Origin of the sequence: Sphingobium sp. Ant17 (assembly GCF_000588875.1) — a bacterium.
Taxonomy (GTDB): Bacteria; Pseudomonadota; Alphaproteobacteria; order Sphingomonadales; family Sphingomonadaceae; genus Sphingobium.
Genome location: NZ_JEMV01000004.1, coordinates 35,269 through 50,297 on the forward strand (window position 1 = coordinate 35,269; position 15,029 = coordinate 50,297).

Consider the following 15,029-nt stretch of genomic DNA (forward strand, 5'->3'; position numbering starts at 1 on the left):
ATCAGACGCTCGCGAAGCGGCCAATGGTGTAGGGTGCGATCGGAATGTCGGTCGCGCCCTTGGCGATGATCTCCGCCATCGTCTCACCCACGCCCGGCCCGATCTGAAAGCCCGACCCCGAAAAACCGAACGCATAATAAAGCCCGCTCGTCGTCGCGCTTGGCCCCATGACCGGCTGGCTGTCGGGCAGATAGCCCTCGATGCCCGACCAGACCCGGATGATGTTGAGCTTGCCCAGCGCCGGGGCGAGCCGCCGGATATGCTTCAACTGGCTGACCGTATTTTGCGGCTCGACATAGGCGCGATATTGGTCGGGAAAGGATGGCCCACGCGTACTGCCGCCCAGGATGATATTGCCGCGCGCGACCTGGCGGAAATAGACCGTCTCTTCTTCCACCGGCGTCATCACGCCCACCGCTGGCAGGATGGCATAGGGCACCGGCTCGGTAACGCTCATATTGGGGCCGCGCGGCACGATCGGCACCGGCTCGCCAAATTGCGATGACAGCGCATCGCCCCAGGCGCCCGCCGTCACCAACAATATGGGCGCGCGGAATGTCCGCCCGTCCGCCGCACTGACCACGAAATCCTCGCCGATCTTCTGCGCGTCCACGATTTTCGTATGCTCATGGATCACCGCGCCCAGCCGCTCGGCCGCCCGTGCAAAGGCAGGCGCGGCGAGGCGCGGATTGGCATGGCCGTCGGTCGCCGAATAGGAACCGGCCAGAACATCGGCCCCGAAAAAGGGAAATTTGTCGCGCAGCGCATTGCCGCTGAGCAGTTCAAGGTCCAGCCCCTCGGCGCGCGCCTTGTCGGCATAATCCTCCATCGCCCCGACCAATTCAGGCCGCTCGCGATAACAGACGCGGATATGCCCGGACTGAAGATATTCCACGTCCGCGCCCAGCAATTCGCGTGACCGCCGCCATATATCGATGGCGCGGTTGGCCAGCGGCAATTGGTGGATCGGGCGTCCCTGCCGCCGGACATTGCCAAAATTGGTGCCGCTCGCCTGCCGCCCGATCAGGTCGGTCTCCAACAGCGTGACCGACAGGCCATGGCCGCGCAGGAACAGGGCGGCGGACGACCCCATCAGGCCGCCGCCTACGATGATGACGTCGCTGGCGGCGCTCATGCGTCCGTGTCTCCGATGCTGATATTGAGCGGCTTGACCGGTGCCTGCCCGCGCAGCCGACCGACCTGTTCGACCGGAATGTCCGCCTGCGCCGCGATCAGTTCGGCTGCGACAAGCCCGCAATAACGCCCTTGGCAGCGCCCCATGCCGACCCGGCTGAACGCCTTGGCCCGGTTCGCTTCCTTCGCCCCTGTCTCCTGCATCACGGCGCGCAGATCGCCCGCGGTCACGCCCTCACACCGGCACAATATCGCCTCGTCGGGCAGCGTGCCCGCTTGCTCTGCGGGCCAGGGGAAGGCGGTGGCCAGCCCGCGCGCGAATTTGGCATAGGTGCCGACATCGCCGCGCAGCGACGCCATCTCGCCCTTGTCCACCGGCATGCCCAGATCGCTCAACGCGGCCAGCGCCGTCAGCCGCCCGCTCGCTTCAGCTGATCGCGCGCCCAATATCTTCGCGCCATCGCCCGCCAGATAGACGCCCGCCACGCTCGACCGCCCGTCGCCGTCGCGCTCTGGCAACCATTGGCGAGTGACGGGATCAAAGGCGAAGGCGCAAAGCGCCAAATCCGCCAACTGAGTTTCGGGCCGCAGATGATGCCCCATCGCCACGGCATCGCAAGCGATCGTCTGTTCGGCCCCATCGCCAACCCGGAAGCGGATGCCGCTGACGCCATCCTCCGCGTTGCCCAATATTTCCAAAGGCTTGACGCTATTGCGGACCATCACCCCCGCACGCTTCAACGCCAACGTCAGCGCCACGCCGTTCCACAATACCGACGGCACCGCCAGCAGGTCGGGCAAGGCCTTGATCCGCGCGCTATAGGCTGCTGTATCCAGCACCGCGACGACATCGGCCCCCGCCTGCACATATTGGCTCGCGACCAGATAGAGCAGCGGGCCCGACCCCATGAACACGACCTTATGGCCGATCGACACCGCCTGGCTCTTGAGCGCCACTTGCGCCCCGCCGAGGCTATAGCTTCCTGCAAACTGCCAGCCCTTGACCGGCATCAACCGATCGGTCGCTCCGGTGCAAAGCAGCAGCGCATCGAAGGGCAAAGCCGATTCCATTGTCCGGGTCGCTGTCCGCACATGGCCATCGGCGATGTTCCACACCAGGGTCTCGGCACGATAATCGATGCGGTCCTTCAACCCGTCGAACGTCTCGTGCAGCGCCTGCGCCCGCGGCGCTTCGGTGCCGTAGAGTTTGGCATAGGGGCGGGTGAAATTGTCGGGCTGGCGGCGATAAATCTGCCCGCCATCGCGCCGTCCCTCATCCAGCACGACCGGCCGGATGCCCGCCTGCACACAGGCCTCCGCCGCGCGGGTGCCCGCTGGCCCGGCACCGACGATGATTATGCGTGGTTCGGCCATGTCGCCTCCGGCTGGCTGGTGAGGATGCGCTGGCCCGGTGCCGCCAGCGTCGAACAGGCGCGCAAGCGGTCGCCGCTCTCGGTCCATACCCAGCAATCCTGACATGCGCCCATCAGGCAGAATCCGGCACGCTTCTCTGGCCCGAATTCGGACTGGCGCAAGGCCGCGCCCTGGCTCAGCAGCGCGACCATCAGCGTGTCTCCCTCCAGCGCGGTAACCGGCGCACCATCGACATGCACGGTCAGGCCGGGGCGGTCGGTTTCGCCCAAGCGAACGAAACGGCTCATGACGGGATCAAACTTTCATCTCCATGATGGCATAGGATGCGGCTGCCCTTGGCCAGCGGATGGCGGGGCGGCGGGGTCGTGTTGCACAGGCCATCCACCCGCGCGGCGCAGCGCGGCAGAAAACGGCACAGATCAGGAAGATCGCTTGACGCGCCGATCGGCGGCGGCGCGGCACCCGCATGGCTTTCCTCCAGCCAGCCCGCGCGCATTTCCGGCACGGAACCGATCAGCAGGTCGGTATAGGGATGGAAAGGCGCCGTCCCGAACGCCGCGCGCGGCCCCGTCTCGACCATCGTGCCCGCATAAAGCACCAGAATGTCGTCGCAGATGGCCCGTACCGTCGAAATATCGTGGCTGATGAACATCGTTGCGATGCCGAGTTCCCGGCGCAACTCCGCCATCAGCTCCAAAATCGCGGCACCCACCACCGTATCGAGCGCGGACGTCACTTCGTCGCACAGGATCAGCTGCGGGTCAGCCGCCAGCGCGCGCGCCAGATTGATGCGCTGCTTCTGCCCGCCTGACAGGCCACCGATCGGCCGGTCGATCAACGTCGCGGGCAGGCGGATGAGGTCGAGCAGTTCCAGCACCCGCAAATGCGCGGCATTGCCCTTCAGTCCATGATAAAAAGCCAACGGTCGCGCCAAGATGCGCCCGACGCTATGCGCCGGATTGAGCGCCGTATCGGCATTCTGGAACACCAGCTGGACCCGCCGAAATTGCTCGCGGCTGCGCCCTTTCAGGCCCGGCGGCAATGGCTCGCCATCCAGCAGCACCTGCCCGCTGGCGGGCGGCAGCAGCCCGGCGATCACCCGCGCAATGGTCGATTTGCCCGACCCGCTCTCGCCAATCACGCCCAAAGTCGCGCCGCGTTCGATCGTCAGGTTGATGTCGCGCAATACCGGAATGCGCGGCCGACCCTCCTTGTCGATCTTGCCATAGCCCGCGGTCAGTCCTTTGATTTCCAGCAGCGGCGCGGCGGGCAGTGCCGCCTTTACCGGGGCCGGGCGGATGGCCGGACGCGCGGCGGCCATCAGCGTCTTGGTATACTCATCCGCCGGGGCATGGAGTATCTGCGCCGCCGCGCCGGCCTCCTGTATGCGGCCTTGGCTCAGCACGACGATCTGGTCAGCCATCTGCGCCACCACGGCCAGATCGTGCGACACATAGATGGCCGTCGCGCCGCGCTCCAGCACCACCGCCTTGAAGGCGCGCAGCACTTCGATCTGGGTCGTGACGTCCAGCGCCGTCGTGGGCTCGTCCAATATCACCAGTTCAGGATCGGTGATCAGCGCCATCGCCGCCATCAACCGCTGCAACTGCCCGCCCGACAATTGATGCGGATAGCGCGACCCGATCGTGTCGGGGAAGGGCAGGGCGAGGCCCCGGAACAGGTCGACCGCCTTCGCCTCGGCCTCGCTGCGCGGCATCAGGCCGTGGATCAGCGCAGGCTCGATCACCTGCTCCATGATCGTGCGCGACGGGTTGAACGCCGCCGCCGCGGACTGCGCGATATAGGCGATGCGATTGCCGCGCAGCTGCGCCAGTGCGCTGCGATCCAGCTTGGTGAGATCGACATCGCCGACGCGGATCGACCCGCCCGCAATCCGCGCGCCGGGCCGGGCATGGCCCAACAACGTCAGCGCGATGGTTGTCTTGCCCGACCCCGACTCCCCGATCAGCGCCAGCACTTCACCGCGCTTCAACGCAAAGTCGATATCGCTGACTATCGGGAAAATCTCCCCCGCCGCATTGCGCGCGGTGACGGTCAGGCCCCGCACTTCGACATGGGGTGCCAGTTCGCTCATCGGCCTTTCCCCTGTCCCGGCAGCGCATCGATCAGCAGGTTCACGCCAACGGTCAGAGTCGCAATAGCCAGCGCCGGAGCCAGGATGGCGAGCGCCCCTTCGCCCAATCCCGAAATATTCTCGCGCACCAGCGACCCCAGATCCGCATCGGGCGGCTGCACGCCAAGGCCGAGGAAGGACAGGCCCGACAGCAGCAGGACGATGAAGACGAAGCGCAGACCGAAGTCGGCCAGCAGCGGATGGATCATATTGGGCAATATTTCCGCGATGGCGATATGGAACCGCCCTTCGCCCCGCGCCTTGGCGACCTGCACATAATCCATCTGCGCCAGATTGACCGCCAGCGCGCGGGCGATGCGGTAATTGCCGGGCACATAGGTAAAGGCCGCGATCAGCAACAACAGCCCCAGCGACGATCCGAACGCCGCGACCAGCACCAGTGAGAAGATTTTGGACGGGATGGAGATCAGCATGTCCATGAAACGCGACAACGGTTCGTCGACTTTCGCGCCACCGACCGCCGCCGTCAGCGCCAGTGCCGTGCCGGTGCTGCTCGCGAGCAAAGCCGCCGCCGCCGCGAGGCCCACCGTATAGCGCGCGCCCGACAGCAGGCGGCTCAGCACATCGCGGCCGAGATAGTCACTCCCCAGCCAATGCGCCGCCGATTGCCCGTCGAACACATCATAGGCGACGAAAGCCCCGATCGGATAAGGCGCCAGCATCGGCCCGAACAGTGCGACAGCCAACCAGAAGATGACCAGCGCTAAACCGATCTTGCCCGACAGCGGCAGGGCTTTCGCCCGTTTGAGAACAGAAGCGATCATTGCGCGCGCAGCCTGGGGTTGGCGAGGATCGCGGTGACGTCCGCGATCAGCATCAGGATGAGATAGGCGGTGCAGAAAATCATCGCGCAGGCCTGCAACAACGGCATGTCGCGGCTGGTGACGGCGTTGACCATCAGGCTGGCGAGGCCCGGATAGTTGAAGATGGTTTCCACGATCACCGCTCCGCCGAGCAGATAAGAGAGGCTGAGCGCCATGGCGTTGACGATCGGGGCGATGGCATTGGGCATGATATGTTTCAGCACGACCCGCACCGGCGTCACGCCTTTCAACACCGCCATCTCGACATAGGGCCGGTCCATCTGGTCGATCACCGCCGCACGGGTCATGCGCGCCATTTGCGCCACGACGATCACGCACAAAGTCAGGATCGGCATGGCAACGCCGCGCAGATAGTCGCCCCAGCCCATGTCGCTCGATGCCATTGCGATTGAGGGCAACCAGCGCAGCTTCACCGAAAAGATGAGGACGGCGATCGTCGCCACCAGAAATTCGGGCACCGCGACCATCGACAGCGTGACGATATTGAGCGCCCGGTCGATCCGTCCGCCCCGGTTCATGGCGGACCCGATGCCGATCGACAGCGCCACCGGAATGGCGACCAGTGCGGTCAGCGCCGCAAGCAGCAGACTATTGGGCAGGCGGGTGGAAATCACCTCCGCCACAGGCATATTGGCGACCATCGATTGGCCGGGATCGCCGCTGACCATGCCGGTCAGCCAGCTCACATAACGGACATGGGCGGGGCGATCGAGACCCATTTCATGGCGCAGCGCCGCGACCTGATCCGCCGTGGCGCTCTGCCCCAGCGCCTCCTGCGCGGCATCGCCGGGCAGCAATTGCGCGATAATGAAGATCGTGACCGACACCATTAGCAGCGTCAGCAGCGACGACGCAAAACGCTTGCCGATCAGGATCAGCGCGGCTGTCATACCACTTTGGGAGGACGCGCCTGCCATCAGCCTTCCCACCACACATGTTCGGCGAATTGATAGCCCATCATGCCGCCCATCGCGATCGGGAACATGCCCTTCAACCGCCGGTCATGGCCGTCGATCAGGTTGATGAATACCGGGATGCCGACGCCGCAATGGTCGCGGACCAGCCCCTGCATCTCGCCATAAAGCTGTTTACGCTTCGCCTGGTCGGCCTCGCCGCGCGCCTCCAGCAGCAGCCGGTCGAAATGCGGATTTTTCCATCCGCTTTCATTCCATGCGGCATCGGATTTGTAGAACAGGCTGAACAGCAGGTCGGCGGTCGGGCGCGGGTTGGTGTTGCCGAAGCCTAGCGGATGCTTCATCCAATGGGTCGACCAATAGCCATCGGCCGGCACACGATTGACCGCGAGCTTGAGGCCAATGCGCGATCCATATTCCTGCAGGATCGAGGCCATATCGACCGATCCGTCCGCAGCGGGCGAGGCATAAATGGGCAGCCGCACGCCATCCAGCCCCGACCGCTGCAAATGCCAGCGCGCCTTGTCCAGGTCGAGCGCGCGCTGCGGCAGGTCGGCGCGATAATAGGGGTGGAAGGGCGGGATCGGATGGTCATTGCCGATGGTCGCATAGCCGCGATACAGCGCGCGCTTGATCAGAGGCCGATCGAACAGATATTTCATCGTCGCGACGAAATGCCGGTTGCCGGTCGGCAAGCGATCCTGCCGCATGATCAGGTTGGTGTGCAGGCCCGATTGCGTCTCCATCAACGCATGGCCGGGCGATGCCATGATGCGCTTGGTCGATCGCGGATTGACCGCTAGGATCAGGTGAACATCGCCGGACAGCAGCGCATTGACCCGGCTCGTCTCGTCGGGAATGCCGATCAGTTCGATCTCGTCGAGATAGGGTTTGCCCGGTTTCCAGAAATTGGGATTACGCCGACCCAGCGTGCGGACGCCGGGGCGGAATTGCGCGCACAGATAAGGGCCGGTGCCGTTGGCGGTGCGGAAATCGCTTGTCCCTGCGCGCAGGATTACAAAATGCGACTGGGCAAGGATGGCGGGCAAGTCGGCATTGGGGCCGGTCAGGCGGATCACCAGATCCTGTTTGCCGGTCGCCCTGATCTGCGCAAACTGCTCGGCGATTTGCGCCATCTTCGACCCGGTTGCCGGGTTTTTGTGCCGCAGCAACGACCAGACGACATCCTGCGCGGTCAGGCTGGCACCATCATGAAAGGTGACGCCCTTGCGCAGGCGGATATGCCAAGTAATCTGGTCCGCGCTCTCGATCCGTTCGGCGAGGTCAGGGCGTGGGTTGAGCTGGCCGTCGAGCTGGGTCAGCCCGCTATAGAACATATAATGGCGGATATAATCGGTCGACAGCGCGCCTTTGGCCGGATCGAGCGTGTCGGCGGTCGAGCTTGACATGCCCGCCGCACGGATGCGGCCACCCCGCGCGGGCGACCAGCCGCCAGCGCGCCATCGGGCAGCAGCAGCCCGGCACCCATGCCAAGACCCGCACCCATCAGGCCACGGCGGGAAAGGGGAGACACGCTATCGGTCAACGGATTACATCCTGCCATTTATACCATAGCCCCACCAGCGGCAGGAACCAGGGTTTGCCGAAATGGCCGGGCACACTTGGCCAGTCCAGATTAGCCCAGGGGTTCGCGTCCGGCTCGCCGCTCATCACGCGCGCCATCTGCTGCCCCATATGGGTCGCCATCTGCACGCCATGGCCGCTATAGCCCATGGAATAATAGAGCCCGTCCTGTTCGCCCGCGCGCGGCAAACGGTCGGCGGTCAGGTCGACCATCCCGCCCCAGACATGATCGACGCCCACGCCCTTCAACGCCGGGAATAGTGCGCCCATCGTCTCTTCCAGAATGCGCCCGCTTTTCAGGTCCGACCGGGGATCGCTGATCGCAAAGCGCGCCCGCCCGCCAAAGATCAGGCGATTGTCGGGGGTCAGGCGGAAATAATTGCCGATATTCTTGCTGGTCACATAGTTGCGCCGCCCCGGCAGCAGCCGGTCGATCGTCGCATTGTCGAGCGGCTCCGTCGCGATCACGAAACTGCCGACCGATATGATCCGCCGCCGGAAGAAACCGAAGGGCGCAGCGGCAGGTGCGCCGCCCGTCGCGACCAGCACTTGGCTTGCAGTGATCGCCCCGCGCCCGCGCGCGGACGTCACCCGCCACCCGTGCGGCAGGCGATCGAGACCCGTCACTTCGGCGTGTTCATAGATGCGCGCGCCGGCCCGCGCCGCCGCTTCCGCCAATCCCACGCCGAAACGGGCGGGATGCAATTGCGCGCTGGTCGTCTGGATCAGCGCGCCATGAAAGGCGTCCGACCCTATTTCATCCCGGATCTGCCCGGGCGGCACCAGCCGGACGTTACTGTCCACCTCGGCCGCCAACAGGTCATGCGCCCGCACCAGCTTGTCATAATGGGCGGGCTTGGCCGCCAGTTTCACCCGGCCGCAGCGATCGAAATCGCAATCAATGCCTTCTTCGCGCGCCAGTCGCTGGACCGTATCCACCGCATCGCAATGCGCCCGATACCAGGCCTTGGCGACGGGCTTGCCAAACTTGGCCGACAAAGCGCCATAGTCATGCGCCGTGCCATTATTGCACTGGCCGCCGTTGCGCCCGGACGCTTCGCCCACGACTTGCCCCGCTTCCAGCAGCACCACGTTCGCGCCGCGCTTGGCCAGCGCGAGCGCGGCCGACAGGCCGGTAAAGCCGCCGCCGATAATCGCGACGTCGGCCTTGCCTTCGACCCCACCCTCCGCGCCACCTGTAAAGGGCGGCGCGCTGGCGAGCCAGTAGGAGAGGGGGGAAGCGCGCATCAGCCGATCAAAGACCGACGACGGCGGGCAGGCAACCGATATGCGGGATTTCGACGTCGCGATAGAAGGGGTTGGACGGCTCATGGCCGCGCCCCACGAACACGCGGCAGCCAAAATGCAGGTCGGTGGCGGTGTTCTGGTCGTAGCGGAAGCTGGACGACACATGCATCATGTCTTCGGGGTTAGCACCCAGCTGACCGAACATATATTCGAACGCCTGCATTCGCGGCTTATAGGCCTGCGCCATCTGCGCGGTATAGACCGCATGGAAGGGCGCACCCAGCATACCGACATTATGATGGATCTGGTCGTTCATCGCGTTGGAGAGGATGACGAGCGGGATCTTGTCGCCGATCTTCGACAGGCCACCGGCCACATCGTCATGCGGACCCCAGGTCGGCACGGCGTTGTACACCGCGTCGGCATCCGCTTCGTTATAGGCGACGCCCCATTTTTCGCAGGTCCGGCGCAGCGAGTTGCGAATGATCTCCTGATAGGGTTCCCATGCCCCCATCACCTGGTCGAAGCGATAGGCACCCCAATCCTTGCAGAAAGCGGGCAGCTTTTCCGCGTCGATGCGGTCGGCCATGAAAGCGGTCGCCATCTCCGTCATGCGGAAACGGGTCAGCGTGCCATAACAGTCGAAGCTGATAAATTTGGGCCGGAAATTGGGCATCGGCGGATCGTCCTTTGCATGCTTTTGCAGGGGGCTGTGGCAGCCGTGTGACAGAGGCATTACGACATGGCTGCACCGGAACATGAACCCCATTTCGACATGCCCCGACGCAGATTGTGGGCTTTTATCGCGCTCCATTCGGCATAGTTTGCCGTGCCTGCAATGGCGCCGCAATTGGGCGAGGAAAACTGTAGCCCGTCGACGAAAATGCCCGATGCGCGGCACGGAATGTCGCGCCCTCAATAGCCACGGCCCCGCGCCACTTCGCCCTCCATCGGCTGGCCTGCTTCATGGCGGCGGATATTGGCGATCAGCGCGCGCGCCGCGCTGTCTGCGCGGGTCATGCTGGCGACATGGGGCGTCATGATGATGCGTGGATGCGTCCAGAAAGCATGCCCGGCGGGCAGCGGTTCCGGGTCGAAAAACGTCCAGCACCGCACCCGACAAATGGCCTTCGTCGAGCAGCGACAGCAGATCCTGCTCCACCAAATGACCGCCCCGACCGACATTGATCAGGCTGGCCCCGAACGGCAGTTGCGCCAGCCTATCCCGGCACAAGATGCCGCGTGTCTCCGGCGTTAGCGGCAACAGGCAGATGAGGATATCGCAACTGGACAGAAAAGCGGGCAAGCCCGCCTCGCCCGCATGGCAAGTCACCCCGTCAATATCATGGGCCGACCGGCTCCACCCCGACAGGGCGAAGCCGAACGGCGCAAGTCCCTCCAGCACAGCTTGCCCCAAATTGCCGAGGCCCATCACGCCCACCCGCCGTTGCCCGGCAGGCACAAGCTTGATCGGAGCCCAGCGTCCCTCGCGCTGGGCGATGCCATGGTCGATCAGGTTCCGATGCAGCGCCAGCACCGCCATCGTCACATATTCCATCATGCCTTGGCGAATGCCCGGCTCGATCATCCGCACGACCCGCACATGCGGCGGCAGGCGCCCCATGTCGAACTGGTCGATCCCCGCACCGATCGAAAACAACACGTCCAGCGCGGGCAGCGTGGCGATCAGGTCCGCCGAGGGGTTCCATGCAGCCAAGTAACGAATGGTCGCCGGATCATGCGGGTCGCTTGGATCAACAAACGCTACGTCCGCCGCTTCCGCCGCGAATATGTCGCGCCAGATGCGGCCGCGTTCGGGATCGGATGTGTAGAGCAGGGTCATGCGGGCCATCCTTGTCCGGGCCATAAAGAAAAACCGTCGCAACAGCGGGAGGGCGCTGTTGCCGACGGTCGAGCAGGGCGAAAGACCGCCTCGCCCCTGGTTAGAAGGTAAACGTCCCGCGGATCGTGAAGGAGCGGGGGACGCCCGGCTGCACCCACAAAGCCGCATAGGAACTGGCATAATATTTCTTGTCGAACAGATTATCGACATTGGCCGACAGTTTGAACTGGTCGTTGATCGTCACTGATCCCAGGATTTTCGCGATCGTGTAGCTCGGCAGATAGAAGTCTGCCGCCGTCTGGCCCAGCCGCTTGCCGACATGGTTCACGCCCGCGCCGAGCATCGCTTCATGATCGCCGAACGAGAAATTCTTGAACAACAGGGCATTGGCCTGATGTTTGGGAATATTGAGCAGCGGATCATTCTTGAGCACCCCAGCGGACGCATAGTCATCCGCCCAGCCTGCATCGGTATAGGCATAGGTCGCGAACAGTTCGAACCCGGCGGGCAGCTTGGCGTTGATGTCAAACTCCACGCCTTGGCTCTTGGCTTCACCGACCGCCACCGACAGGCCGGTCAGCAGATCGGCGGTCAGGACGTTGCTCTTCTTCATCTTGTAGAGCGACAGAGTGCTGGTGATGCGGCCGTCCGGCGTCACGAACTTCGCACCGACTTCATAGCTTGTGCTGACTTCCGGGGCGAAGGGGTTGTTGTTCACATCGACGCCGCTGTTCGGCCGGAACCCCTTGCCATAGCTGGCATAGAAGGACAGGCTTTTGGTCGGTTCGAACACCAGGCCGGCCATCGGGCTGAACTTGGTATAGGATGCGGGGTTGGTGGTCCCCAGCCGGTTGTCGATATTCTGGCTGAAATCATCGTAGCGGCCGCCAAAGCGCACCTTGAACTGCTCGGTGATCTCGATCTGGTCCTGCGCATAAATGCCCCAGGCCTTCTGCACTTCGGTTGAATTCTGGATCACCGCTGCCGGTATCGGTGCCGCAATATTGTAATTGGGGTTGAAGATATCGATCGAATAGGACTGGTCCGCCGCCGTCGGGCGATACCGGGTCTGGAGCAGTTCGATCTCGAACTTGTCCCAGTCCCCGCCAACGCGGATATTGTGGACGATCGACCCGGTTTCCAGCTTACCGCTGATTTCCCCGCGGAACACCATATGGGTGGTGCTATAGTCACGATAGCGGCGCTGGCGTGACAAGGTGCGGCCGTCATTGTCGATCTGCTGACGACCTAGCGCCAGTTCGGGATCGCTGGAGAAGCCCTCGAACGTGGTGTCCTTATAGCCTGCGCCCAGCATCACGACCCAATCGTCGCTCAGGTCATGCTGCAACTGCGCCTGATGGCCGAGTGCCGTGATCTTGATCGGGCCGTCATTGGGGTTGCTGAGGAACCGGCTCTGCGGAATGGCACCCAAATTATAGGTGGTGCCGGTCGCCGTCACCGTCGGGATCGCCACCACGCCGCGATCGAACGGCACTTCCTGGTTCACATATTCCAGCTCGTAGGTGAAGATCGTCTTGTCCGACAGCTTCGCCAGGATGGACGGGTTCAGCACATATTTGCGGGTTTCCACCGTGTCGCGGAAACTTTCGGCATCCTCGACGGCCCCGGTCAGGCGGATGGCGACGCTGTCACCGAGCGGCATGTTATAGTCACCCTCGACGCGATAGGTTTTCCACTTGCCACCCGCGACCGTGAAGCTGCCGCCCTCCTTGAAGGTCGGCTTCTTGCTGACGATGTTGATCGTGCCACCCGGCTCGCCGCGCCCGAACAGCGCCGAGTTCGGCCCTTTCAGCACTTCGATCCGCTCGACATTAGATGCGTCGCGAGGGCCGGCATAGCCGCGTCCGCCGTTGAAGCCGTTGACCAGGAAGCCGCTTGGAAAATTCTCGTCGCCGGCAAAGCCGCGAATGGCGAAACTGTCCCACAGGCCGCCGAAATTATTCTGCTTCGACACGCCACTCGCCAGCTCCAGCGCGGTGTCGAGCCGGGTGATGTTGAGGTCGTTGAGCAGCGTGCCTTCCAGGAACTGGACTGCCTGCGGGATTTCCTTGACCGGTGTGTCACCGAAATATTGGCGCTTGAGGCCAGTGACGATGATGTTGCCTTCGGCATTATCGGCCGGAGCCTGGGCAAGGGCGGCGGTGGGCAGGGTGATGGCGGCGGTGCTGGCGATAAGCGCCAGGCGAAGAGCCGATGATGTGCGCATGATATGATCCCCTATGAAAAATCGCTGTTCCCAAATGTCCTGCGAAACGGGGACCGGCTGGTCTTCTCTTATGGTCCGATGCGGACATTGCGTCCTGTCATCGGCAGCCGGGCCGCGGGGTGTTTCCGTCACCTCTTGTTGAATTGAGGCTAGGTCGAGTTACGGATATATTACGTCAAACATGGCGCATGGGACGGCGCAAAATTGTGAATCACGTGGCCCTACGGCATGAAAATGCTGCCCGTCGTTACGCCATCGATCCTGGTGAAAACCCCGAAAAATGGCCGCCTCCGATAAGGAAGGCGGCCTGCGACCCGGAGGGTTCATGCCCTCAGAGATATTTGAGCCACCAGATGTCCTTGCGCCGCTGCTTGAGCTGCGCGAACCAGCGGGTGGGATAGTAAAGCGGCAGGATCAGTAGCGCGACCCAGATCCAGACGGTGGACAGATTGTCGACCCCGAACACCGTGCCCTTGGTCGGCCCATAGAGCGCCAGCGCGACATTGTAGATCAGCTTGAGGACATAGAGATGCAGCACATAATAGAACATCGGCGCGCACCCAGCAGCGCCAGATGTGGCATCACGCGGCTATTCTCGAACTTCTCGAACAAAGCGAGCAGCAGACAGCCGGTGCCGACCGTTGGCATCAAAAACAGCAAGGAGGGCGGATATTTGGTCAGTGCGAGGAAGCTCATCACCGTGCGCGTCGAATTTTCCGCAACGAACCACGGCTTGTCGCCATAGACATTGAGATAGCGGATCAGCACGAAGCCCAACACCAGCCCAAGGCCGGTCATCGCCAGGCGACGGATGCGCCGTTGCGGATCGCTGCCCTTGGCGAACCATGGCCCGCAGGCATAGCCCAGCAGGATGACGCCGATCCATGGCAGGATGGGATAGGTGGTCTTGACCGCGATGCCGCCAAATTCAATCAGCGAGCGCTGATGCAGGATTGCCCAGGCGACATAGCCCGGTTGATCGGCCGTCAGCCGGATCGGGTCGAGCAGATTGTGCAGGCACACGATGGCCAAGCCCACCGCAAACTGGGCGACGCGCGGCAGGTGCAGCAGCGCGGCCAGCGCGATCATCGAAATCCCGATGGCCCAGATGACCTGCAACCAAATCGCCGTCGGTGGGAAGGCGGGGGCTTGGGTTGGCCAGGCATAGCCGACCACGGTAAATTCCAGGACGATCAGGAAAAGCCCGCGCTTCAGCAGAAATTCCGACACCTGCCCCTTGCTGTGCGACTGGCCATAGAGCCAGGCGGACAGGCCGGTGAGCGCGACAAAAGTCGGCGCGCAAAAGGTCGACAGCAGGCGGGTGTAGAACAGCCCCGGATCAGTCGTGTTCGCGTCCACCGGGTCAGTGACCTGCATGTAGAGGAAGAATGTCTCCCGCACATGATCGACCAGCATGAACAGCATGACCAGGCCGCGCAGCGCGTCGATCGCGATCAGGCGGGTACGCGCCTGGGCTGTGGCCATGGGCGACGTGGCGCCGGGGCTGAAGGCGGTGGGGGGCGCGTGGCCCGCTAAGCTGCTCATGGCGTCTGTCCCTTTTCCCCGTGGTTCGTTGCGGCACCGCCCGAACCAATCATGATACCCTGTATCATCTATGATCTAGCTTCGCCTCCTCCGAGTAGCAAGCTTCATTGCGACAGGAAGAGGTGGGGAACACAGTCACTGGATGCGCGCCGAAACTCCACAACCAGGGATTGGTCCCAAG

At 63.4% G+C, this 15,029-nt stretch carries 11 protein-coding genes and 1 pseudogene; all 12 read right to left on the reverse strand.

The window, feature by feature from the left end:
* Position 1 precedes the first annotated feature (1 nt).
* The 12 genes and pseudogenes from BF95_RS03225 to BF95_RS03280 all read right to left on the reverse strand — a co-directional run bounded on the left by BF95_RS03225 (position 2) and on the right by BF95_RS03280 (position 14,848).
* On the reverse strand, positions 2-1,135 hold the full coding sequence (locus tag BF95_RS03225) for an NAD(P)/FAD-dependent oxidoreductase (RefSeq protein ID WP_043149316.1): 1,134 nt from the start codon (positions 1,133-1,135) through the stop codon (positions 2-4).
* Positions 1,132-2,508, reverse strand: a complete 1,377-nt coding sequence (locus BF95_RS03230; protein ID WP_043149317.1) for an FAD/NAD(P)-dependent oxidoreductase — start codon at positions 2,506-2,508, stop codon at positions 1,132-1,134. Before BF95_RS03230 ends, BF95_RS03225 begins: the two co-directional genes overlap by 4 nt.
* The gene (locus BF95_RS03235) at positions 2,490-2,795 is read right to left on the reverse strand and encodes a (2Fe-2S)-binding protein (protein ID WP_043149319.1); all 306 of its coding nucleotides are present in this window, start codon (positions 2,793-2,795) and stop codon (positions 2,490-2,492) included. The genes BF95_RS03230 and BF95_RS03235 overlap by 19 nt, the downstream gene beginning before the upstream one ends.
* Positions 2,792-4,603, reverse strand: a complete 1,812-nt coding sequence (locus BF95_RS03240) for an ABC transporter ATP-binding protein (RefSeq protein WP_043149321.1) — start codon at positions 4,601-4,603, stop codon at positions 2,792-2,794. The genes BF95_RS03235 and BF95_RS03240 overlap by 4 nt, the downstream gene beginning before the upstream one ends.
* Positions 4,600-5,427 (reverse strand): ABC transporter permease, encoded by an 828-nt coding sequence (locus BF95_RS03245; RefSeq protein WP_043149323.1) that lies wholly within the window; start codon positions 5,425-5,427, stop codon positions 4,600-4,602. The genes BF95_RS03240 and BF95_RS03245 overlap by 4 nt, the downstream gene beginning before the upstream one ends.
* Positions 5,424-6,404: an ABC transporter permease gene (locus BF95_RS03250; protein ID WP_152542536.1), complete on the reverse strand. Its 981-nt coding sequence runs from the start codon at positions 6,402-6,404 to the stop codon at positions 5,424-5,426. Before BF95_RS03250 ends, BF95_RS03245 begins: the two co-directional genes overlap by 4 nt.
* Positions 6,404-7,810: an ABC transporter substrate-binding protein gene (locus BF95_RS03255; protein ID WP_235209539.1), complete on the reverse strand. Its 1,407-nt coding sequence runs from the start codon at positions 7,808-7,810 to the stop codon at positions 6,404-6,406. Before BF95_RS03255 ends, BF95_RS03250 begins: the two co-directional genes overlap by 1 nt.
* A 133-nt stretch (positions 7,811-7,943) precedes the next feature.
* Entirely contained in the window at positions 7,944-9,233 is a 1,290-nt protein-coding gene (locus BF95_RS03260) for an NAD(P)/FAD-dependent oxidoreductase (protein WP_043149326.1), read from the reverse strand.
* Between the two features lie 7 nt (positions 9,234-9,240).
* Positions 9,241-9,909: a haloacid dehalogenase type II gene (locus BF95_RS03265; protein ID WP_043149407.1), complete on the reverse strand. Its 669-nt coding sequence runs from the start codon at positions 9,907-9,909 to the stop codon at positions 9,241-9,243.
* 288 nt (positions 9,910-10,197) lie between these two features.
* Entirely contained in the window at positions 10,198-11,076 is an 879-nt protein-coding gene (locus BF95_RS03270) for a 2-hydroxyacid dehydrogenase (protein WP_235209540.1), read from the reverse strand.
* Positions 11,077-11,176: 100 nt separating this feature from the next.
* Entirely contained in the window at positions 11,177-13,303 is a 2,127-nt protein-coding gene (locus tag BF95_RS03275) for a TonB-dependent siderophore receptor (RefSeq protein WP_043149328.1), read from the reverse strand.
* A gap of 331 nt (positions 13,304-13,634) precedes the next feature.
* Positions 13,635-14,848: pseudogene (locus BF95_RS03280) on the reverse strand (DUF1624 domain-containing protein).
* Positions 14,849-15,029 lie beyond the last annotated feature (181 nt).

Bases quoted from the DNA above. Each gene is read 5' to 3' on its own strand.
- BF95_RS03225 (WP_043149316.1), bottom strand. From the start codon at position 1,135: ATGAGCGCCGCCAGCGACGTCATCATCGTAGGCGGCGGCCTGATGGGG.
- BF95_RS03230 (WP_043149317.1), bottom strand. From the start codon at position 2,508: ATGGCCGAACCACGCATAATCATCGTCGGTGCCGGGCCAGCGGGCACC.
- BF95_RS03235 (WP_043149319.1), bottom strand. From the start codon at position 2,795: ATGAGCCGTTTCGTTCGCTTGGGCGAAACCGACCGCCCCGGCCTGACC.
- BF95_RS03240 (WP_043149321.1), bottom strand. From the start codon at position 4,603: ATGAGCGAACTGGCACCCCATGTCGAAGTGCGGGGCCTGACCGTCACC.
- BF95_RS03245 (WP_043149323.1), bottom strand. From the start codon at position 5,427: ATGATCGCTTCTGTTCTCAAACGGGCGAAAGCCCTGCCGCTGTCGGGC.
- BF95_RS03250 (WP_152542536.1), bottom strand. From the start codon at position 6,404: ATGGCAGGCGCGTCCTCCCAAAGTGGTATGACAGCCGCGCTGATCCTG.
- BF95_RS03255 (WP_235209539.1), bottom strand. From the start codon at position 7,810: ATGTCAAGCTCGACCGCCGACACGCTCGATCCGGCCAAAGGCGCGCTG.
- BF95_RS03260 (WP_043149326.1), bottom strand. From the start codon at position 9,233: ATGCGCGCTTCCCCCCTCTCCTACTGGCTCGCCAGCGCGCCGCCCTTT.
- BF95_RS03265 (WP_043149407.1), bottom strand. From the start codon at position 9,909: ATGCCCAATTTCCGGCCCAAATTTATCAGCTTCGACTGTTATGGCACG.
- BF95_RS03270 (WP_235209540.1), bottom strand. From the start codon at position 11,076: ATGACCCTGCTCTACACATCCGATCCCGAACGCGGCCGCATCTGGCGC.
- BF95_RS03275 (WP_043149328.1), bottom strand. From the start codon at position 13,303: ATGCGCACATCATCGGCTCTTCGCCTGGCGCTTATCGCCAGCACCGCC.